This is a genomic window from Capnocytophaga sp. oral taxon 332 str. F0381 (assembly GCF_000318275.2).
GTDB classification, from domain to species: domain Bacteria; phylum Bacteroidota; class Bacteroidia; order Flavobacteriales; family Flavobacteriaceae; genus Capnocytophaga; species Capnocytophaga bilenii.
The window spans coordinates 108,882-129,925 of record NZ_KB291246.1 but is presented as its reverse complement, the minus strand read 5'-3'; the positions used below and the strand labels follow the sequence as shown (position 1 = coordinate 129,925).

At 39.0% G+C, this 21,044-nt stretch carries 18 protein-coding genes; 4 read left to right on the top strand and 14 right to left on the bottom strand.

The features are described 5' to 3' along the window. Positions 1-38 precede the first annotated feature (38 nt). The 4 genes from HMPREF9075_RS00625 to pepE form a co-directional block, all read right to left on the bottom strand. The gene (locus HMPREF9075_RS00625) at positions 39-758 is read right to left on the bottom strand and encodes a nitroreductase family protein (RefSeq protein WP_009414642.1); all 720 of its coding nucleotides are present in this window, start codon (positions 756-758) and stop codon (positions 39-41) included. Between the two features lie 193 nt (positions 759-951). Continuing rightward, positions 952-1,659 (bottom strand): UMP kinase, encoded by a 708-nt coding sequence (gene pyrH / locus HMPREF9075_RS00620; protein ID WP_009414641.1) that lies wholly within the window; start codon positions 1,657-1,659, stop codon positions 952-954. 95 nt (positions 1,660-1,754) lie between these two features. Continuing rightward, positions 1,755-3,878 carry a Tex family protein gene (locus HMPREF9075_RS00615; protein WP_009414640.1) on the bottom strand — a complete coding sequence of 708 codons (2,124 nt, stop codon included), beginning with the start codon at positions 3,876-3,878 and terminating at the stop codon, positions 1,755-1,757. Between the two features lie 18 nt (positions 3,879-3,896). Further along, the gene (pepE, locus tag HMPREF9075_RS00610; RefSeq protein WP_009414639.1) at positions 3,897-4,589 is read right to left on the bottom strand and encodes a dipeptidase PepE; all 693 of its coding nucleotides are present in this window, start codon (positions 4,587-4,589) and stop codon (positions 3,897-3,899) included. 316 nt (positions 4,590-4,905) lie between these two features. On the opposite strand from pepE, the gene HMPREF9075_RS00605 reads away from it, so the two are divergent. Further along, the gene (locus HMPREF9075_RS00605; RefSeq protein ID WP_009414638.1) at positions 4,906-6,045 is read left to right on the top strand and encodes a PLP-dependent aspartate aminotransferase family protein; all 1,140 of its coding nucleotides are present in this window, start codon (positions 4,906-4,908) and stop codon (positions 6,043-6,045) included. 21 nt (positions 6,046-6,066) lie between these two features. Next, positions 6,067-7,056, top strand: coding sequence for an aspartate-semialdehyde dehydrogenase (locus HMPREF9075_RS00600; RefSeq protein WP_009414637.1), 990 nt, complete (start codon positions 6,067-6,069; stop codon positions 7,054-7,056). 70 nt (positions 7,057-7,126) lie between these two features. Here HMPREF9075_RS00600 and HMPREF9075_RS00595 read toward each other — a convergent pair whose 3' ends face one another. The 10 genes from HMPREF9075_RS00595 to HMPREF9075_RS00550 form a co-directional block, all read right to left on the bottom strand. Next, positions 7,127-8,002 (bottom strand): outer membrane beta-barrel protein, encoded by an 876-nt coding sequence (locus tag HMPREF9075_RS00595; RefSeq protein ID WP_009414636.1) that lies wholly within the window; start codon positions 8,000-8,002, stop codon positions 7,127-7,129. Continuing rightward, on the bottom strand, positions 7,999-8,349 hold the full coding sequence (gene arsC, locus HMPREF9075_RS00590; RefSeq protein ID WP_009414635.1) for an arsenate reductase (glutaredoxin): 351 nt from the start codon (positions 8,347-8,349) through the stop codon (positions 7,999-8,001). Before arsC ends, HMPREF9075_RS00595 begins: the two co-directional genes overlap by 4 nt. Continuing rightward, positions 8,346-9,110, bottom strand: coding sequence for a DeoR/GlpR family DNA-binding transcription regulator (locus tag HMPREF9075_RS00585; protein ID WP_009414634.1), 765 nt, complete (start codon positions 9,108-9,110; stop codon positions 8,346-8,348). The genes arsC and HMPREF9075_RS00585 overlap by 4 nt, the downstream gene beginning before the upstream one ends. A 184-nt stretch (positions 9,111-9,294) precedes the next feature. Further along, a complete protein-coding gene (gene dnaE, locus HMPREF9075_RS00580; RefSeq protein WP_009414633.1) occupies positions 9,295-13,764 on the bottom strand; it encodes a DNA polymerase III subunit alpha in 4,470 nt (1,489 codons plus the stop codon). A gap of 62 nt (positions 13,765-13,826) precedes the next feature. Continuing rightward, positions 13,827-14,255, bottom strand: coding sequence for a hypothetical protein (locus HMPREF9075_RS00575; RefSeq protein ID WP_009414632.1), 429 nt, complete (start codon positions 14,253-14,255; stop codon positions 13,827-13,829). A gap of 188 nt (positions 14,256-14,443) precedes the next feature. Then, complete coding sequence (gene dnaX, locus HMPREF9075_RS00570; protein WP_009414631.1) at positions 14,444-15,535, bottom strand: DNA polymerase III subunit gamma/tau; 1,092 nt, start codon at positions 15,533-15,535, stop codon at positions 14,444-14,446. A 34-nt stretch (positions 15,536-15,569) separates the two neighbouring features. Then, the gene (locus HMPREF9075_RS00565; RefSeq protein ID WP_009414630.1) at positions 15,570-16,088 is read right to left on the bottom strand and encodes a hypothetical protein; all 519 of its coding nucleotides are present in this window, start codon (positions 16,086-16,088) and stop codon (positions 15,570-15,572) included. A gap of 100 nt (positions 16,089-16,188) precedes the next feature. Continuing rightward, positions 16,189-16,713 (bottom strand): hypothetical protein, encoded by a 525-nt coding sequence (locus tag HMPREF9075_RS00560; protein ID WP_009414629.1) that lies wholly within the window; start codon positions 16,711-16,713, stop codon positions 16,189-16,191. A gap of 63 nt (positions 16,714-16,776) precedes the next feature. After that, complete coding sequence (gene truA / locus HMPREF9075_RS00555) at positions 16,777-17,529, bottom strand: tRNA pseudouridine(38-40) synthase TruA (protein WP_009414628.1); 753 nt, start codon at positions 17,527-17,529, stop codon at positions 16,777-16,779. An 89-nt stretch (positions 17,530-17,618) separates the two neighbouring features. Next, entirely contained in the window at positions 17,619-18,881 is a 1,263-nt protein-coding gene (locus HMPREF9075_RS00550) for a lipopolysaccharide assembly protein LapB (protein WP_009414627.1), read from the bottom strand. A gap of 447 nt (positions 18,882-19,328) precedes the next feature. Between HMPREF9075_RS00550 and HMPREF9075_RS00545 the strand changes: the two genes are divergently transcribed. Continuing rightward, entirely contained in the window at positions 19,329-20,144 is an 816-nt protein-coding gene (locus tag HMPREF9075_RS00545) for a M48 family metallopeptidase (RefSeq protein ID WP_034556414.1), read from the top strand. Positions 20,145-20,200: 56 nt separating this feature from the next. After that, positions 20,201-21,028, top strand: a complete 828-nt coding sequence (locus HMPREF9075_RS00540; protein WP_009414625.1) for a purine-nucleoside phosphorylase — start codon at positions 20,201-20,203, stop codon at positions 21,026-21,028. Positions 21,029-21,044 lie beyond the last annotated feature (16 nt).

Genomic DNA, 21,044 nt, shown 5'->3' with positions numbered 1-21,044 from the left:
ATCATTAACCATTAATCATTAACCATTAATCATTGTTCTTATTTCTTCTTGTATATTTCTTCAAAAGGAAGCCTAAAACGTTCTCCCCGAATGCCTTGATCTTCACGCAGTCCGCAAGATACGAGCATATTCACTTCTGCTCCATAAGGCAGGTGTAATATCTTTTTTACGCGTCGGCTATCAAAGCCTTCTATAGGACAGGTGTCATAGCCTGCTTCTGCCATTGCCAGCATAAAGGTTTGCGCTACCAATCCGCAACTCTTGTGTACATTCACCCGCATATCACTTTCAGAAACGAGTTGCATCATAGGGTGAAACCAACTGCTAACTACCCCAAAAGTCTTGCGCAAAAGACCCAAAAGACCAAAACACCTGCTAAAGAGAAAAGGCATCAGCTGGTTGTAAAACTTCTCTTGTTCCTTGATGCGCTTGGCTTGTTTCTCTGGCGGACTATTGCGCTGTATATTACCGCGTTCAAACTCTAAAACCTTCTTGGCGTGCAGACGGTGTTTGTCCTGTCGGGTAACGAATTCTACCATTTGCTGTGCTGTAGTAGCCGTTTGCTGGTCAAGGCAAGCGTGTCCCAGTTTTTTGAGTAGTTCCTTATCGGTGATGTGATATACTTCATACAACTGCATATTATAGGTGGTAGGAGCCAGAGTAGCCAATTTAAGGCACTCCCGCACCTTCTCTTCACTAATAGGCGTAGGAGCGTAATAACGCACCGCCCTTCTAAAATCTAAAATGTCTTTTAACATATTGTTTATTTGTTGTTAGTTGTTAGAGAATGATGAGAAACTCATAGGGTTTGGAGTTTTATAAGGGGCTCCGAGTTACTTATCACTACACTTTGCCAAAGGTCGTAGCACGACAAGCAATTATAAACTTTGGCAAAGTTTATATCAAAATCTAATCATTAACCATTAATCATTAACCATTAATCATTAACCATTAATCATTAACTACGGTTCCTACATTTTCCCCTGCTACTACTTTAGCGAGATTGCCTTTTTTGTTCATATCAAATACAATAATAGGCAAATGGTTCTCTTGGCTAAGAGTAAAAGCCGTCATATCCATTACTTTAAGGTTTTTATCAATACATTCATTGAAAGAGACGTGACTAAACTTCACTGCATCAGGGTTTTTCTCAGGGTCTGCAGTATAGATACCATCTACGCGAGTCCCTTTAAGGATTACATCCGCATTGATTTCAATAGCGCGAAGTACTGCTGCCGAGTCGGTTGTAAAGTAAGGATTGCCAGTACCTGCTCCAAAAATAACCACACGTCCTTTCTCTAAGTGGCGTACTGCACGGCGCTTGATAAACGGCTCTGCTATAGATTCCATCTTGATAGCTGTTTGTAAGCGGGTAAAGATACCTTCGTCTTCCAAAGCACTTTGCAGAGCTAGTGAGTTGATAACCGTAGCCAGCATACCCATATAGTCGCCTTGCACTCTATCCATACCATTGCTAGCACCTGCAACTCCTCTAAAAATATTACCGCCACCTATTACGATAGCTACTTCTACACCTTGTTTTACTACCTCTTTTATTTCGGTAGCATACTCTTTTAAACGAGCAGAGTCTATCCCATACTGGCGACTTCCCATAAGGGCTTCCCCGCTGAGCTTGAGTAAAATCCTTTTATATTTCATATACAGAAAAAGATTTTGTTAATCATTAAAATTTTACAAAAGTACTTATTTTTATCAGAACTACCAAATAATTAACAAAAGTTTTTTTTGAAGTGTCAGATTATCATACTCAGTGAAATCCTTTTGCGCACACTATCAAGGGCTACCACCTTTACCTGTACCTGCTGGTGTAACTTTACTACCTCATTTACATCGGTAATATAATCGTCTTTTAGTTGCGAAATATGCACTAATCCACTTTCTTTGATACCTATATCTACAAAACAACCAAAAGCAGTAATGTTGTTTACGATGCCGTTTAGTATCATTCCCTCGCGTAGGTCGTCAAAGGTTTTTACATTGGGGTCAAACTCAAATACTTTGGCTTTCTCGCGTGGGTCAAGTCCTGGTTTTTCTAATTCTTTTAGTACATCTTTTAGATACAATTCTCCTGCCGTATCGGTTTGGTAGTTTTTTATGTTGATATTTGCAATGGCTTGTTTGTTGGCTATTAGCTTTTCTACCGAAATACCTATGTCTTTAGCCATCTGTTTTACTATGGGATAGGCTTCAGGGTGTACTGCCGAATTGTCTAACGGATTTTTTGGGTTGTGCACTCGCAAAAAAGCTACCGCTTGCTGATATACTTTATCTCCAAGTCGAGGTACTTTCTTCAGCTCTTCACGCTTGTTAAAAGCTCCGTTGGTAGAACGATAATTTACGATGTTTTCTGCCATCTTTTCGCCTATCCCCGATACATAACTCAATAACGACTTGCTTGCAGTATTTAGGTTTACGCCTACTTTGTTTACACAGCGTATTACCGTAGCATCTAGTTCGTCTTTCAGTAGCGATTGATTTACATCGTGCTGATATTGTCCTACTCCTATTGATTTGGGGTCTATTTTTACCAATTCAGCCAAAGGGTCGGCTAAGCGTCTGCCTATAGATACTGCGCCTCGTACTGTTACATCGTAATCGGGAAATTCATCACGGGCTATTTTAGATGCTGAATAAACTGAGGCACCCGCCTCGCTCACTACAAACACATCTATAGGGGTAGCAAAACGAATATTCTTTACAAAGCTTTCGGTTTCGCGCGAAGCAGTTCCATTGCCTATACTAATAGCTTCAATGGCGTGTTTGCTTACCATTGTTTGTAGCTTTTTAGCCGCTTCGGCAGTGTTTTGTTGTGGAGGGTGTGGATAAATCACATCGTGCTGCAGTAGGTCGCCTTTCTCGTCTAAGCATACCACTTTGCACCCTGTGCGGTATCCTGGGTCAATAGCTAAAATGCGTTTTTCGCCCAGTGGCGAAGCCAATAACAGCTGTGATAAGTTTTCAGAAAACACACTTATTGCTTTCTCATCAGCTTTATTTTTAGCTTCTTGCAATATTTCGTTAGCAATCGAAGGCTCTAATAATCGTTTGTAGCTATCTTTTATGGTTTTTCTCAGGAAATTGGCAGTTTCGCCTTCACTTTTAATGAGGTTATCTTCTATAAAAGGCAAAGTATCTTCAGGAGCTACCTGCACTTTCATCTTGATAAAACCCTCTTTTTCGGCGCGCAACATTGCCAATAAGCGATGTGAAGGGGCTTTGCTGAGTGGCTCGTCCCACTGAAAATACTGCTCGTATTTTTGTGCCTCCTCCTCATTGGCTTTATCTTTTTGTACTTCGGTAATTACAGCAGCTTTTCGCTGAAATATTCTTCGTAAACTGCGGCGTACATAGGTATTTTCGTTTATCCATTCGGCTATTATATCCGATGCCCCTTGTAGTGCTTCTTCTTCGGTAGTTACTTTATCGGATAGGTATTTGGCAGCTAATAGTTCAAGATTATTTACTCGCTGGCTCATTATTTGTTTGGCGAGTGGTTCCAATCCCTTTTCTTTAGCTACATCGGCTTTGGTTTTTCGTTTTTTCTTGTAAGGCAAGTAAAGGTCTTCCAATTCATTGAGTTCAAAAGAGTCTTCTATACGCTTGCGAAGGTCATCGGTGAGCTTACCTTGTTCTTCTATAGAGGATAATATGGTTTCTTTTCGTTTTAGGATATTGTCGTACTCACTTTGGGCTTTAGCTATTTGTTCAATCGCTACTTCGTCTAAATTCTGAGTATGGTCTTTTCTATAGCGAGCAATAAAGGGTATGGTGCAGCCTTCGGCAAGTAGCGACAGAGTGTTTTCAATAGATTTTTCGGTGAGTTGTGTTTTGCTTTTTATAAATTGAATGTTTGTCAAAATAATATAGTTATAAGGTTAAAATTTAATTTCGTGAGATTCGTAAGGGGCTGTATTGGGGGTAAAAATGCGCGCTGTGAGTTCGCCTTTTAGGCTGATGGTTTCACCTTCCACCCGTATCCAGCTTCCTTCGCGCAAGCCTACAACGGGTATATTGTTAAAATTTAGGAACTCTTTTATGCGGGTTTCGCGGGTTTCTCCTTGGTGCTTGCTATGTGGGTCGGGGTCTATATAATGTGGATTGATGTTGAAAGGTACAAGTCCTAAAGTGTTGAAACTAGGGGGGTAGATGATAGGCATATCGTTAGTAGTTTGCATTGTTACTCCTGCGATATTAGTACCTGCACTACTTCCCATATAGGGGCAACCATTTAGCACGGCTTCTCGCAAGGGTGCTATGAGCTGTTGCTGATATAATTGGGTAACTAATAGAAATGTATTGCCACCGCCAGTAAAGATAGCTTGGGCATTACGTAGGGTTTCTGCTGGATTTGCAAAGGTGTGTAGCCCTATAATCTCTTTTCCTATTGCCTTAAAAGCCTTGTGGGCTATGGCAGTATATTCATCGTGGCTGATGCCGCTGGGGCGTGCATAGGGGATAAATATGATTTGGTTTATACCTTCAAAAAAATTGATTAATTCATCTTGCAAATAAGATAAATAAGTGCCTCCATAAACAGTGGAAGTGCTTGCTAATAAGAGTTTTTTCATAACGATAGTACATTAAAAACAGCTGACAAAAGTAGGGTGTTTTTTTATATTATCAAAGAAAAAAGGGTATTTTTTGTGTAACGCTGTATAGGCTTAAAGTTTGGGATAATTTATTTATCCTTCGCTCAACCTTCGCTTATCCTTCGCTCAACCTTCGCTCAAGGTTCGCAGGGAAGAATTCTGAATTCTGAATTTTGAATTCTGAATTTTGAATTGGTGGGTGGAATTGGCGGAAGAACAAAATTCGCAATTGAGAATTCGTAATTCAAAATTATTTTGTACCTTTGTGCCATTAATAACGAATATTATTTACTATATGAAGTTTGAAACGAAAGCAATTCACGGTGTAAGACATACTAATAACCCTACTAGTGAGAATTGGGGGAGCACAGTTAATTTTGCTACTACTTTTCCTATCAAGGAGTTTGGAGTAGAGCAGGAATTTGAATACAGCAGGGTATCAAGCCCTACTCGTAAGGATTTTGAAACGCTTATTGCAAAATTGGAAAGCGGAAAATATGGGTTTGGTTTTGCTTCGGGTATGGCGGCTACGAGTTCTGTATTTACGATGTTCAAAGCTGGTGACCACTTCGTTTTTGGCTTAGATATTTACGGGGGTACTTACCGCATTATGCACGATATTTTCAATCAATTTGGTTTTGAATCTACTTTTGTTGATACTACCGATTTGGCTAAAGTGGAAGCTGCGGTAAAACCTAATACGAAAGCTATTTTTATAGAATCACCTTCAAACCCACTATTGGATGTTACTGATATAGTAGGGGTTGTGGCTATTGCTAAAAAACACAATTTGCTTACGATAGTGGATAATACATTTATGTCGCCTGTACTACAACGTCCTTTGGAACTAGGAGCTGATATTGTATTACACAGTGCTACTAAGTATATAGGCGGTCATAATGATATTATTGCGGGGGCTGCGGTGGTGAACGATGAAGGTTTGGCAGAGAAAATACGCTTTGCCCAAGTGGCTTTGGGAGCATTGGTCTCTCCTTTTGATAGCTGGTTGTTGCTAAGAAGTATGAAAACCTTAAAATTACGCGTAGAAAAAGCACAAGAGAACACGCTAAAACTCTTGGCATTTCTTAAAACTCACCCTGAAGTAGTGAAAGTGTATTACCCTACTGAAAATGACAATAAAGGTAAAGCAATACACGAAAAGCAAGCGAGTGGGGGAGGTGCTGTATTTTCATTCACTGTAAAAAGTGAGGCAAAGGCAAAGTCGTTTTTTGAGAGTCTGAAAATAGCTTTATTTGCAGTTAGCTTGGGAGGGGTAGAAACTTTGGTAACACACCCAAGCACGCTTACCCATACAGAGTTTCCTGAGGAAGAAAAAGTAGCTCGAGGGGTTACTCGTACGCTTATACGTGTGGCAGTGGGACTGGAAGATGCTGATGATTTAATAGCAGACTTTAAGCAAGCGTTAGAAAAATAATTAACTAAAAAACATATAATAATGAGAGTAGCAGTAGTAGGTGTTACGGGTATGGTGGGCAATGTGATGCTCGAAGTACTTGCAGAACACAAATTTCCCGTTACAGAGTTGATACCTGTAGCTTCAGAAAAATCAGTAGGAAAAAAAATTACCTTTCAAGGTACTGAATATACTGTGATAGGATTACAACAAGCCGTATCACTCAAGCCCGATGTAGCACTTTTCTCGGCAGGAGCAAGTGTATCTAAGGAATGGGCTCCTAAATTTGCTCAAGTAGGTACTACAGTGGTAGATAATTCATCGGCTTGGCGTATGGACGAGACTAAAAAACTCGTTATTCCTGAAATTAATGCTGATGTGCTTACTAAAGACGATAAAATTATCGCTAATCCTAATTGCTCTACTATCCAAATGCTGATGGCTTTAGCACCTTTACAAAAAAAATACGGCATTAAGCGTATTGTGGTTTCTACTTACCAATCTATTACAGGGACAGGTGTAAAGGCAGTGCGCCAGCTGGAAAACGAATATAAGGGCGAAAAAGGCGAAATGGCTTACCATTACCAAATACACCGCAATGCGATTCCTCATTGTGATGTGTTTGAAGATAACGGCTATACTAAAGAAGAAATGAAATTGGTACGCGAAACAAAGAAAATTTTGCGTGATGATAGTATTGCTGTTACGGCTACAGCGGTACGTATCCCTGTAGTGGGCGGACACAGTGAAGCAGTGAATGTAGAGCTTAAAACCGATTTTGATATCAATGAAGTACGTACACTTTTGGCACAATCGGCAGGTATAAAGGTGCAAGACAATACTGATACGAATACTTATCCTATGCCGCTATATGCCCACGGAAAAGACGATGTATTTGTGGGGCGTATTCGCCGCGATGAGTCGCAACCTAATACACTCAACTTATGGGTAGTAGCAGATAACCTTCGCAAAGGTGCAGCTACTAATACTATCCAAATAGCGGAGTACTTAATAGCGCATAAATTGTTATAATACTTGTTTTTAGGTAATAAAAAAAGCTGCCTTTTAATTGGGCAGCTTTTTATTTTCTTATCTTTATCACTTAAAAGCGATAGGTGATACCTACATTCAGTCCGATAGATGAGTAAGGAGCATCGGGGGCACCTTTTCCTTCCCAATCATAAGAACTTTCTAAAAGAGGTGCCATTTGGTTAGCCAATTGCTTATAGGCAGCCAATCTTTCATTGCCAGCAGGTAGGGCTTGTAGTAATCTTACGTAGTTTTTAAACTCATCTACACTTATAGTTCTGTTTATACCCCCTATAGTCTGTGAGGCTTTGAAGTTTTCTAATTTTGATTCCTTACGAGGTACATTGATATTTAAGTACTCACCTTCGACAAATAGAGATACGTTTTTAGTTAGCCCGAAACGATAGCCTACTCCTCCTATAAAACCAAAAGGCATTTTGCCGTGGAAACTGCTCTCAAACTCAGTATTTAAGCCAATAACAGCATTAGGAGGTGCTAGTGGGACAAACATATTCATCGGTAAATTGGCATTTAGGCTGGTTTTTACAGCTGTTTTTCCACCTATTTTGGTTACAGCTCCAGCGCGTACGTAAAGGTTATCGGTAATATCATATACCAATGACAACGAAGCACCAAACGCACGCCCGTGAGCTTTCATATCTACGATTTTATTCTTATTGGTTTGTACGTTATTACCGTGTAAGTAACCTAAAGCGAGCTCGACAGCTAAGTTGTTATAGAAGTAATAACCACCGCGTAATTGAGCTTGTAGCCCTTCGCCATAGCTACCTTTTAAATCGGTAATAGTGTTAGGATCGGAGGCATCTTTACCTAATACTTTTTGGCTGGACGGGAAGCCATAGCCTCCACTTACTGATACATACGTTTTTTGCGCATAAATAGTTGCTGCTCCTAAAAAGGCTACAACTGATAGTAAAATTTTTTTCATTGTTTATTTATAATTTCTTCAATTTTTTCAGTAGGTCTTCCAATTACAGCAGAGTTGCCATTTACTACTATAGGGCGTTCTACCAGCTTAGGATATTGCACCATAGCGTCAATAATTTCCTCATCGGTAAGTTGTTTTTCGGCAAAGAGCTCTTGCCAAATAGCTTCTTTGGTACGAACCAAATCTATGGGTGCTATATGCAGTTTGGCAAGTAAGGCTTTTAATTCTTCGGCAGTGAAGCCTTCTTTTAGGTAATTTACTACCTCATATTCTTTGCCTGAGGCTTTTAGCAGGTCTAAACCACAGCGCGATTTAGAACATTTAGGGTTATGGTAAATTTTTATCATACTAATATTACTTCTATGCCACGTTTTTCTAATTCATCTACAAATTCAGGGTCGGCATTGTTATCTGTTATAAGCATATCTATTTTTTCTACATAACAGATAAATCCAAAGCCGCGCTTGTGTATCTTTGAAGAGTCGGCAAGGACGATAGTTTTATCTACCCGTTCAATCATTTTGCGATTTAGGTGTGCTTCACCCACGTTGGTAGAGCTTAAACCATAGTCTAAGTCGATGCCTTCAATACCTAAGAATAGGGTAGTGCAGGAAAAATTATTAAGAGTTTCTTCTGCTAATACACCTACTGTTGAGGTTGAGTTTTTACGTACTTCCCCCCCTAAGTGAATAGTATTGACATTGGGGTTTTTGCATACCTCTAAAGCTACACGCAACGAAGGAGTTAGTACGGTAAGGTTGCGCAGCCCGAAGAGTTTTTGAGCCAATAAGTGTGCTGTAGAGCCCGATGATAGAATGATAAACTCATTCTCTTTGATATAATCTAAAGCCTTTGTAATAATACGGCTTTTTTCCTCTACATTTAGTGTTTCTTTTTCACTAACCGTTTGGTCAAAAACATAGCGCATTTGTTTGCTTGCACCTCCGTGAGTGCGATGCAAATAACCTTCCTCTTCTAAAAGAGTGAGGTCTTTTCTAATGGTTACAACCGATACTTTAAGTCTATCACTCAGCTCACTAACGCTGATGTATCTTTTAGTTTCTAAACTTTCTAGAATCTTTGCTTGGCGTTCATTTAGCACTTTCATACATATCGTTTTGAGAATTATTAATTTCGGCGCAAAGATAGAAATAATAACGAAAAAAACAAAAGAAATAGAAATAAAAAAGATTTTTTTATAGTTTAATCTATAAAAAAGGGCTACCCAAAAAGTTTTCTTTAACTTTTGGATAGCCCATTTTTTTATACAAATGATGAGATAATTACATTAGTTAATCATCTAATAGTGTCATTTCTTCAATAGATTCTTCGTCTTCGTCTTGGGAATCTTCTTTTACTTCAGTAGTTGTTTTTGGCTCTAAACGGAGGTCATTGAGGTTATAAGTAACCATAAAATTGTCTAAATCACCTAAAAACTCTTTGGTAATTGCTACTTTTAGGGCTGCATTTTCCATATTTAGGTGGATATTCTCGGTATTGCTATGTACCATAAAGTAAATAGACTGGTTACCTTTGTGTTTATCTATCAGTTTTTTGTAGTTTTGTACCAAATCGGGGGTTATATCTTGTATATTGAGATGTAAGGTTATCTTTTTAGAGAGTTGAGAAAGTACATCGGGCAACTGCATTACTTGCACGAACTGCATACGAGGTTCGCCTCGTTGCTGGGTTTCTTTATTGATATAGCCTTCTACAACTCTAAACTTGATATACAAAAACGCACTGGGCACCATATAGCGTTGGTACTCTAAGTAATCTTTATCAAAGATTCTAAATTCATAAGAACCGTCATAATCCTCAAGGGTAAAGAAACCGAAGCCTTTACCATTTTTGCTGGTGCGGTGTTGCACTTCGGTTACCATTCCTGCAACGCTGATTTCGCGTCCTATGAAGGGGGTAAGACTTTGGAGTTGTGCCAAGCCTATATTGCAAAAATAGCGTATTGTATGCTTAAAATCATCTAAGGGGTGTCCTGAAATATAGATACCTACGACTTCTTTTTCGCGGCGTAGCTGCTCTATATTACCCCACGACTCGCACTTGGGTAGGGTAGGTTCGGGTATTTCGGCTTCGTCTATTCCTCCAAATAAACTCATCTGAGCAGAATTTTTACTTTCTTGATATTTATTACCAAAACGTATGGCTTTTTCTATAAAAGGTATACCATCAGCTTCGGCATAAAAGTACTGAGCGCGGTGGCTATTGGCAAAAGAATCAAAACCTCCCGCTAAGGCGATACTCTCAAAGGCTTTTTTGTTGATATTCTTATAATCTACACGCTTAGCTAAATCGAAAATAGAGCTATAGGGGCGTTCTTGTCGGTTTTCTACAATCGTATCTACAGCAGCTTTTCCTACTCCTTTTACAGCACCCATACCAAAGCGTATATCGCCATTTTTATTGACTGCAAATTTATATAGCGATTCATTTACATCAGGAGGTAATACCTTTACGCCCATACGATGACATTCTTCGAGGAAAAAAGTAATCGTTTTGATGTCGCCCATATTGTTAGAGAGTACGGCAGCCATATACTCGGCAGGATAGTTGGCTTTGAGATAAGCCGTTTGATAGCCTACCCACGCATAGCAGGTGGAGTGCGATTTGTTGAAGGCATAGGCAGCAAACTTCTCCCAGTCTGCCCATATTTTATCTAATTTCTTACTATCGTGCCCGCGTTCTGACGCTTGTGTGATGAACTTAGGTTTCATCTTTTCCAGCACGGCTATTTGCTTTTTCCCCATTGCCTTACGGAGCATATCGGCTTCACCTTTGGTAAAGCCAGCTAACTTCTGCGAGAGCAACATTACCTGCTCTTGATATACTGTAATACCATAGGTTTCTTCTAGATATTCTTTCATATCGGGCAAGTCGTATTCTATAGGCTCAATACCGTGCTTACGGCGGATAAAACTCGGTATGTACTCTAAGGGGCCTGGACGATAGAGGGCATTCATCGCTATCAAATCGGCAAAGACAGTGGGCTTAAGTTCACGCATATATTTTTGCATACCTGTGGACTCGTATTGGAATATACCTACCGTTTCGCCTCGCTGAAAGAGTTCGTATGTTTTTTTATCATCTAAAGGGAAGGCTTCAGCATCTAACTCAATGCCGTGCCTTTGCTTGATATTCTCAATCGTATCTTTGATAAGAGTAAGGGTACTGAGCCCTAAAAAGTCCATTTTCAGCAAACCAGCACTTTCTACTACCGAGTTATCAAATTGGGTAACGAATAGGTCGGAATCTTTGGCTAAGGCTACAGGTACGAAGTTGGTAATATCGTCGGGGGTAATAATCACCCCACAGGCGTGGATACCGGTGTTGCGCACTGAGCCTTCAATAATATTTGCTTGCTGAATGGTTTGGTTGCTCTCTACATCGCCTTCGCCTGCCAAGAGTTGTTTGAGTTCGTCTACTTTAGGAAGCTCTTCGCTGCGCACCTTTTCGCGTAGCTCTTTGTCATTCCATTTGAAAAGTTTTTTCAATGAAAGTCCGGGTGGTTTTGAAGGCACTAAGGCTGCTAATCGGTTTGATTCTTGCAGCGGCACATCTAATACGCGGGCAGTATCTTTAATTGCTGATTTGGCAGCCATCTTACCATAAGTGATGATACGTGCTACTTGGCTCTCGCCGTATTTACCAATCACGTAGTTGATAACATCTTGCCTACCAGAATCTTCAAAATCTATATCGATATCGGGCATCGACACACGGTCTGGATTGAGGAAACGCTCAAACAGCAGGTCGTACTTTATAGGATCCATATTGGTAATATCCAAACAATAGGCTACTGCCGACCCTGCTGCCGACCCACGACCGGGTCCTACCGAAACGCCCATTTTGCGCGCTGCTGCAATAAAATCTTGTACTATCAAAAAATAACCAGGGTAGCCTGTTTTTTCAATAATAGAAAGTTCAAAATCTAATCGCTCGCGTATTTCATCGGTAATTTCGGGATATTTGCGTTTAGCACCCTCGTAGGTTAAATGACGTAGATAATTATTTTCACCTTTCTTACCTGTGGGGTCGTCTGCCACCTGAAAAGGTTCGGGAATATCAAATTTAGGCAAGAGTATATCACGTGCCAGACCATAGGGTGTTACCTTGTCGATAATTTCTTGAATATTGAGTATGGCTTGCGGTATATCTTTGAAAAGTGCCTTCATCTCGGCACTTGTTTTGAAGTAATATTCGTCATTAGGCATACCGAAGCGATAACCACGTCCGCGACCTATAGGGGTTTTCTGCTTCTCGCCGTCTTTCACACATAGCAAAATATCGTGAGCACTGGCATCTTTTTTATGGATGTAGAAAGTGTTGTTGGTGGCAACTAACTTTACTTGGTGTTTTTTAGAGAATTCTACCAATACGCTGTTTATGTGGTCTTCCTCCTGTTGCCCGTGTCGCATTAGTTCTAAATAAAAATCTTCACCAAAGAGGTCTTTCCACCACAGTAGTGCTTCTTCGGCTTGTTTGGTGCCTATATTGAGTATTTTAGAGGGAATTTCACCATTAATACCACCTGAAAGTACTATCAAATCATTTTTATATTCTGCTACAATTGCCTTATCGATACGAGGAACGTAATAAAATCCCTTAGTGGAAGCTATTGAAGCCATTTTGATAAGATTTTGATAGCCTTCTTTGTTTTTAGCCAATATAACAACTTGGTAGCCATTATCTTGATGGCTTCTATCTAAGTGATTTTCACAAATATTGAACTCACAGCCTATAATGGGTTTGACAATGGTCTCGGTAGGAGTCTCTCCTTTTTCTTCAGCTTCTTTGTTTTTAGACTCTGCCTCTTTATTGTGTTTTTGTACTTCTTGCACGAAGAGGAAAGCAGCCATCATATTACCGCTATCGGTGAGAGCTACAGCGGGCATTTTCTCTTGGGCAGTAATTTTTACCAAATCACTTATGGCTGTAGTAGATTGTAAAATAGAGTATTGGGTGTGATTGTGTAGGTGTGCAAAAGGAGCAGTTTGTAACAGCGCTACCTCTTCTTCGGAAGCGATTATTTCGGGGGAGTCTCCTTTGCTGCGCAGTGCCTCTGAAGCTTCTTTGAGATTTACGTGTTGTAAGCCTATTGGCTGAATAGGGGCTTTATGATGTGATTGAAACTCTCGCAGATAATCGGGGGTGAAAGTACCAGCAGCAAAGCCATCGCCGCGCCTTATAAGTTCGAAGAAACAGCGTGCGGTAGCCTCAACATCGGCAGTGGCATTATGTGCTTCCGAAAAAGGTATACCAAAGAGAAAAGAATGTAACTCGGTAAGGGTAGGTAACTTATAGCGTCCTCCTTTTCCCCCTGCTATTTGGCAGAGGTTGGCAGTCGTCTCAGTACAAGTATCTAACACGGGCATCGTAGTAAGCGGACTTTCCACTCCATAACGATAGAACTCAGCTCCCATAATATTAATATCGAAGCCAATATTTTGTCCCACTACATATTGGGTTTTACTCAGCGCTTGATTGAAGGCAGCAAAAACCTCAGCAATAGACACCCCCTGCGTTTCGGCTAATTTAGTAGAGATGCCGTGTACTTTTTCGGCATCATAAGGTATATCAAAACCATCAGGGGCAATTAAGAAGTCTTGATGTTCTATAAGGTTACCCCACTGGTCGTGCAACTGCCACGCTATCTGCACAGCACGAGGCCAATTGGCACTATCAGTAATAGGTGCTTTATAATTACGAGGCAAGCCCGTAGTCTCGGTATCGAAGATTAAGTACATTTTTTATTTAAAAGTGAGATTGCAAAGGTAGTGAAATTTAGATAAGTTGTGTTTCTAAATTTTTATCTGCCAATGCTTAGTGAAAAAACATTCCTAAACAATTGTAAGTTAGGATTTTCCTCTAATAATTTACTATATTTTTCCTCTGGGGTTATCAGTATTTTTTTTGCTAATTCTTCATTTACATCTATTTCTAATCGCAAATCGTAATTTCTTAACAATCTATGAAGGTACCCTAATAAATGCGTTTCCATTGTTAAAATCTCATTTTTAGCAGCTTCTGTAGATACTTCCAATTTTATAACCGTTCCTTCGAGGTGTAATTGAGCTATTTTCAGTATTGAAGCTTGTATACGTTCGCCCTTATTCAGTAAATTTTGCTGGTAAGCCTCCCAATGTTTATAAAAACTTTCTTCGCTAAATGGTTCACGTGGTAGCGAATTGGGGTCTATTACTACTTCTTGTGTATTTTTCTGGTGTTCACTCTTCAAAAATACACTTTTAATAGATAAACCTGATACAACATTAGAACGCTGTGCTTTGCTAATAGTAGGTATATTGGGGGTTATAGTATTGGTGGTAGTAAATTGTGGTGTAGTAGCCTGCTGGGTAGTAACTTGTACTTGTTCTTGTGTAACAGGAGTTGGTGGTGTTTGTCCATTGTATATATAAGCGGGAATTATGAAGCGTCCATCATTTTTTTTTTATCACCTTCAAAGGTTAAAGAAGCGAGCTGCATTAGAGCGATTTCTACTAACAAACGCTGGTTTTTGCTGGTACGATACTTCAAGTCGGTATCATTGGCAATATTGATAGCCTCCATTAGGAAAGGCACTGTAGCACGAGCACTTTGTTCGCTATATTTTTTTTGTGTTTCTTCACCTACCTCCATTAGCTGAATAGTTGCAGGGTTTTTACATACCATTAAATCTCTAAAATGGCTCGCCAATCCTGCTATAAAGTGATTTCCATCAAATCCTTGTGCAATAATATCATTAAAAGATAGGAGTAACTCTGGCAGTTTGTTGTTTAGGATAAGGTCGGTTACTTTGAAATAAGTTTCATAATCAAGTACATTCAGAATTTCTGAAGTAGCCTGTCTACTGATATGATTTCCTGAAAAGCTCACTACACGATCAAAAATAGAGAGTGCATCACGCATAGCTCCATCGGCTTTTTGAGCGATGATTTGTAAAGCCTCATCTTCAGCAGTAATACCTTGTTGTTCAGCTATATATTTTAAGTATTCACGAGTGTCATTTAGTGTGATACGCTTGAAGTCGAATATTTGGCAACGCGATAATATCGTGGGGATAATTTTATGTTTTTCGGTAGTAGCTAAGATAAAGATAGCGTGTTTTGGAGGTTCTTCTAATGTTTTCAAAAAGGCATTAAATGCCTGATTGGAAAGCATATGTACCTCATCTATAATATATACTTTATATTTGCCCACTTGTGGTGGAATACGTACTTGGTCTATAAGATTACGAATATCATCTACACTATTATTTGAAGCCGCATCCAGCTCGAATACGTTGAAGGCAAAGTCGTCATCATTAGTTTCGCCTGATGTTTGTTCGTTTATTTTTTTAGCTAAAATACGAGCACAAGTAGTCTTTCCAACACCACGAGGTCCCGTAAAAAGCAGTGCTTGTGCCAAATGGTTATTCTCAATGGCATTCTGTAGGGTATTGGTAATAGCTTGCTGCCCCACGACATCGCGGAAAGATTGTGGACGGTATTTGCGAGCTGATACTATAAACTGATTCATTATCTACAAAATATAAAGTTATAATTGCCTATTTTTAGCGGCGATTTGTTTGATAGGTACCAAAAATAAAGTTAGAATCTACTAATTTATTTCCTTTGCTATTTACTAACACCAAATCGGAAATGCGGATAAGGTGATCATAGCGCAGTAACTGGTGTGTATTTTCATCGTAAATAGCTTGTGTAGTGATAGATACCGTTCCCCCAGTAGCCTGTACCTCGCTTACTACTGTAGGCTGTGCAGGAGGGTAGTCGCTACAAAAATAACTACTACTTACATTATCAGAATAGGTGCGATAAACTACCTTATAACTACTAGGAATAGCTCCTGTAATGGTTTTAGCTTTGTTTTCTAATACGTTGGTAGGGAGTGTAAGTATAAGTGCTTGTTTTTGATTTACTTTAAATAAAAAAGTAGCTGTAGTATCATTAGCCTTACAAGAAAGCACATCATTATTTTCAAATGAAATCGTTTCTACTTCCAAATCACCATCATTACAAGCTATAGTAAATATTGCTATCAAAAAAGCAAAGATAATTATTTTTTTATTCATTGATGAATGTTTTTTAATAATGATTAATAGCAAATGGTTAATGATAAAAAATGCTGTAATAAAAAAGCTGCTCTAAATTTACAAAGGCAGCTTTTTCACTTTAAATCTTCTTCAGTTGTTGTTGCATCATTTTGATGTGTTCTGTCATCATATTTTGTTTATCAAGCTTTTTAGCATCGGCAAGGAGTTCTTGGGCTTCACGTTTTTTGCGCTTTTGTATCATTATGCCTGCAAGGCTTAGTTTTGTCATCGCAACATCATAATCCATAGTAAGCCCTAATTGTAAGGCTTTGCGGAAATACTTTTCAGCTTGAGTAAGGTTTTTGCGTGAATAGATAATGCCGTACATATAGTTGTAATACCCTTGTTGTTTGCGCAATAAAGCAGTTTCAGGATGTACTATCTTTCCTAACCATTTTTCCATACCTTCCATATCTTGCTTACGCAATCGCAAAAAGGTGAGCAATAAAAATTCATTGCGAAAATAGAGCAAAACAGGAAATACGGCTAAGAGTGTTAGGGCAATACCATTGCCTATTTTTCCTTGAACAAACTGATATACAGCCCATAAAACAATTAAAGCTGCTACAATTATCTTTACGTATCGGTGTTGTAAATATTTCATTTTTTGTTAGTTTCTCAATTAAAAGTTTGCAAAGATAAACATTTATATTGAATGTTGCAATACTTAGCTCACTTTTTCTAAAAATATAGAAGGTTCATAAATAATTTCAGTAAGGAAAAGTCCGCAGGCAGGCACAGAAGCTCCTGCGTTACTACGTTTCTTGCTTAGGATAATATTCTCAAAACCAGTAAGTGAAAGCTTTTCTAATCCTACATTTATAAGGGTTCCTACTATAGCCCGTACCATATTGCGCAAAAAACGATTTGCCGAGATTGTAAAAATGAACTCTTGGGAGGCTTGTTGCCAATGAGCCTCGTAAATATTGCAAAGAAATGTTTTTACATCAGTATGGGTTTTAGAAAAGCATTCAAAATCTGTATGGTCAAGTAGTATTTGACAAGCTTCATTCATTGTAGCTACGTTCAGTGGAAGTGTAAGTTGCATAGCGTAATCATAGAGAAAAACCTCCTTTTCTGTAGCTATATGGTATTGATAAGTACGCTTAAGAGCATCAAACCGAGCGTGTGCTTGAGGCTGTACTTTATAAATAGCTTTTACAGCGATATCTTTAGGCAAAAAAGCGTTTAGTTTATGTACCAATAGTTCTGAGATAGGTAGTTCGGTATTGAAGTGAGCAAACATTTGTGTAGCGTGTACGCCGCTATCGGTGCGCCCAGCAGCCACTACGCTCACCGTTTCGCGTAGTAGGGTAGATAGCGCATTTTCTAACACTTCTTGTACTGTAATAGCCTTTGGTTGTCGTTGCCACCCGTGATAGGCTTTACCATTATATGAAAATTCTATAAAATAACGCACTTTACTTGGGTAATTAATGAAACTTTGCCAAAGCTCACTATTTGGTGCATCTTTGGCAAAGTTGGGGTTATAGATAAATCGAGTATTGATTATTCTCCTAATAATTTTTTAACACGTTGGAAGTTGGCAGTATCGCTCAAGGCTGCATAAATATTCTTCAACTGTTCTAATATATTGGTATTATTACCATTAGCTTTGATAAAATCCTCTAATACACTTGCACTTTTTTTGAACAAATTGTCTTTTAGTTCTCTTAATTCGTCAAATTTAGCGGTGTCGGCTTTGGTATTGCCTAAAGCGTTCATTTGTGAAATAAGTGCATTTCCTTCATTGATGTAAGAAGTTGAAATGTTGATAGCAGCTTCGGCATAGCTTGGTTTTAATTTTAGAGCTTGTTCAAAAGATTTACGAGCTTCGGCAATGTTATCCTGTTGCATATTGATAACGCCAATATTGAAGTGCAAATCGGCATTATTAGGCTCTAAACGGATAGCTTCTTGCATCAGTTCTTTGAACTTTTCTTTGTTGTCTAACTGGTGGTATATGTAAGCTTCTTGCAAGATGATATTGGCATCTTTTGGATACATTTTTCGGGCATCTTCAAAAGCTTTTATAGCTTGGTCGTTTTTACCTTGTTCTACGTAAATAGCTCCTATATATTTGACAATATCGGCACGTTTAGATGGAGTTCTTTCGGTACGAGGTTTTTCGTGAGTACCCGCTTTAATCATCAAATCGCGTTGGTTTTTATCGGTGAAAGTTTCCTCTTTTTTAGTTTGTTTATTGGTTGCTAAAAATAGAGTTTCGGCACCATCATAGCCAATATTTTTGAGTTCTTCAAAAAGTTTTACTGCTTTGCCAAGGTCTTTGTCTTGATAAGCTGAAGTTGCAGCATTGTATAGGAAAACGGTGTCGTTTTTTAGGCGATAAAATTGTTCAAAGGCAATAGCTGCATTTTTGTAATTTTTGTGTTCGCTATAGTCTTCAAAGCCTTTTTTGTAGGCTATTTCGGCAGCTTCATCGGTGAGAGATGAGATTTGTGAGGTATATTTTTGTTTGCCGTTTTTTTCTAACTCTTTTACTTTGTTGAAGGCATCTACGGTAGCTTGTAGAGAGGGCAAAGTACTAATATTTTTCTTTGCAAACTCTAAGTTTGTTTTACCTTCTAAAAAGTAGTATTGAGCAGCAAATTCGGTACCTTCTACGCCATTTTTCAGAGCTTTTAGGGCTTCTTTAGCACCGTTAAGGTCGCCTTTACTGATTTGTTTTTCAATCTCTTTTAGTTCCTTTTTTTGAGCTACAGCTGTTACTGATACCAAGAGAGCTGCAGCCATTACGAATAATTTTTTCATATGGTTCTTTGTTAAAATTTTAATGCTGTTTTTCTTTTGACGTGGCAAATGTAATAATTATTTTTGTAACAGCCAAAAAAATTGATAAATTTTAATTTTAAGGTAAGGGGAGAGAGTAGGTCTTCGTCACATACTCGGCTGTGCCAGCTCGCCGACTTTCCTTCGCTTATCCTTCGCTTATCCTTCGCTTATCCTTCGTCACATACTCCGCTGCGCCAGCTCGCGGACTTTCCTTCGCTCATCCTTCGCTCATCCTTCGTCACATACTCGGCTGTGCCAGCTCGCCGACTTTCCTTCGCTGAAGCTATGAGGTGAATAGGAGGGAGCTAAGGGAGAAGATATCGGGAGATGAATGGAGTAAATAATTAACAAAAATTTCAGAATTTAGAATTTAGAATTCAAAATTATTTTGTATCTTTGCCCTCAAAATATAGATAACAATTAATGATGAAAAAAATAATTATTATTACGTCTTTGCTTATACTATCGGCTTGTAAAACTAATCCTTTTACGGGTAAAAGTACATTGAATTTTATGCCTAATAGTAAGGTTTTTCCAATGGCATTTAGTCAGTATTCTACTTTTTTAAACGAAAATAAGGTTATTAGTAATACAAAAGACGCAGCAATGGTGAAGCGTGTGGGTGAACGTATTGCTAAAGCGGCTAAACTATGGCTTGATACCAATGGTTATCCTCATTATTTAGATGATTATCGCTGGGAATACCACTTGGTGGATAGTCCTGAAGTGAATGCGTGGTGTATGCCTGGTGGTAAAATTGTGGTTTATACGGGGATTTTGCCTATTACCCAAAGCGAAACGGGACTGGCGGTAGTAATGGGGCACGAGGTGGCGCACGCTTTGGCTGACCACGGGGCGCAACGTATGAGTGCTTCTACCTTGCAACAAATAGGAGCTTATGCTGGGGCAATTGCTTTGCAATCTAGCGACTATGCTAAATACACTGAGCAGTTTATGCTTGCTTATGGTTTAGGCTCTAATTTGGGTGTGATGTTGCCTTTTAGTCGTTCTAATGAAACGGAAGCAGATGCAATAGGTATTCAAATTATGGCAATTGCGGGCTATGACCCATCGGAAGCACCTGAATTGTGGAAACGTATGAGTGCTAAAAGTGGTGGTGGTTCGAGTTCTGCGTTGTTGAGTACTCACCCTTCTAATGAATCTCGTATTAAGAATTTGACAAGCTTGGTACCTAAAGCAAGGGCTGAAGCGGCTAAATTTGGTGTAACAAGTTTTAAATAATTGGCGAGTAAGCATATTTATAAATTGACAAATAACATATTGATATAATAAAAGTTATGCAACAGTATTACGATAAAATTAATGAAACGGCTCGTATTATACAGTCGTATATTCCGGAGCATACTCCTGAATTTGCTATTATTTTGGGTTCTGGGCTTAGTAAGTTGGAAGATGAAGTAGAGGTGATATCAGAAATTAAATATCAGAATATTCCTAACTTTCCTAAATCGACTGTAGAGGGGCACAAAGGGAAACTGATTTATGGCAAGATTGAGAATAGGTATGTGCTGATGATGGCAGGGCGTGTGCATTACTACGAGGGTTACTCTATGCAAGAGGTTACTTTTCCTATAAGAGTGTTTCGTCAGTTGGGTATTAAACGCTTGATACTTTCTAATGCTTCAGGGGGGGTAAATCCTAATTTTTCAATAGGGGACGTGATGATTATCAGGGATCACATTAATATGTTTCCTGAACATCCTTTGAGAGGTAAGAATTTAGACCACTTTGGGGTGCGCTTTCCAGATATGAGCAAACCTTATGATTTGGCGATGATAGCTGAATTGGAAAAGATTGCCAAAGAGAACAACATCAAAGTACAAAAAGGGGTGTATGTAGGTTTACAGGGGCCTTCGTTTGAAACGCCTGCTGAATACGGTATGGTACGTGCATTGGGTGGTGATGCTGTAGGTATGAGTACTGTGCCTGAAGTGATTGTAGCACGCCACCAACAGATGGAGGTATGCGCTCTCTCGGTAATTACAGATTTGGGAGGACCTGAAATATCTCCTGACATTTCACACGAGGAGGTGCTAAATGCTGCTACTATAGCGATGCCTAAAGTAGTGTTATTGGTAAAGAATTTGATAAAGAATTACCGTTAATTTTAAATTAAACAAC

What these genes read in the sequence shown, in the direction of transcription:
- HMPREF9075_RS00625 (WP_009414642.1), bottom strand. Translation starts at nt 758, where the DNA reads ATGTTAAAAGACATTTTAGATTTTAGAAGGGCGGTGCGTTATTACGCT.
- pyrH (WP_009414641.1), bottom strand. Translation starts at nt 1,659, where the DNA reads ATGAAATATAAAAGGATTTTACTCAAGCTCAGCGGGGAAGCCCTTATG.
- pepE (WP_009414639.1), bottom strand. Translation starts at nt 4,589, where the DNA reads ATGAAAAAACTCTTATTAGCAAGCACTTCCACTGTTTATGGAGGCACT.
- HMPREF9075_RS00605 (WP_009414638.1), top strand. Translation starts at nt 4,906, where the DNA reads ATGAAGTTTGAAACGAAAGCAATTCACGGTGTAAGACATACTAATAAC.
- HMPREF9075_RS00600 (WP_009414637.1), top strand. Translation starts at nt 6,067, where the DNA reads ATGAGAGTAGCAGTAGTAGGTGTTACGGGTATGGTGGGCAATGTGATG.
- HMPREF9075_RS00595 (WP_009414636.1), bottom strand. Translation starts at nt 8,002, where the DNA reads ATGAAAAAAATTTTACTATCAGTTGTAGCCTTTTTAGGAGCAGCAACT.
- arsC (WP_009414635.1), bottom strand. Translation starts at nt 8,349, where the DNA reads ATGATAAAAATTTACCATAACCCTAAATGTTCTAAATCGCGCTGTGGT.
- HMPREF9075_RS00585 (WP_009414634.1), bottom strand. Translation starts at nt 9,110, where the DNA reads ATGAAAGTGCTAAATGAACGCCAAGCAAAGATTCTAGAAAGTTTAGAA.
- dnaE (WP_009414633.1), bottom strand. Translation starts at nt 13,764, where the DNA reads ATGTACTTAATCTTCGATACCGAGACTACGGGCTTGCCTCGTAATTAT.
- dnaX (WP_009414631.1), bottom strand. Translation starts at nt 15,535, where the DNA reads ATGAATCAGTTTATAGTATCAGCTCGCAAATACCGTCCACAATCTTTC.
- HMPREF9075_RS00565 (WP_009414630.1), bottom strand. Translation starts at nt 16,088, where the DNA reads ATGAATAAAAAAATAATTATCTTTGCTTTTTTGATAGCAATATTTACT.
- HMPREF9075_RS00560 (WP_009414629.1), bottom strand. Translation starts at nt 16,713, where the DNA reads ATGAAATATTTACAACACCGATACGTAAAGATAATTGTAGCAGCTTTA.
- HMPREF9075_RS00550 (WP_009414627.1), bottom strand. Translation starts at nt 18,881, where the DNA reads ATGAAAAAATTATTCGTAATGGCTGCAGCTCTCTTGGTATCAGTAACA.
- HMPREF9075_RS00545 (WP_034556414.1), top strand. Translation starts at nt 19,329, where the DNA reads ATGAAAAAAATAATTATTATTACGTCTTTGCTTATACTATCGGCTTGT.
- HMPREF9075_RS00540 (WP_009414625.1), top strand. Translation starts at nt 20,201, where the DNA reads ATGCAACAGTATTACGATAAAATTAATGAAACGGCTCGTATTATACAG.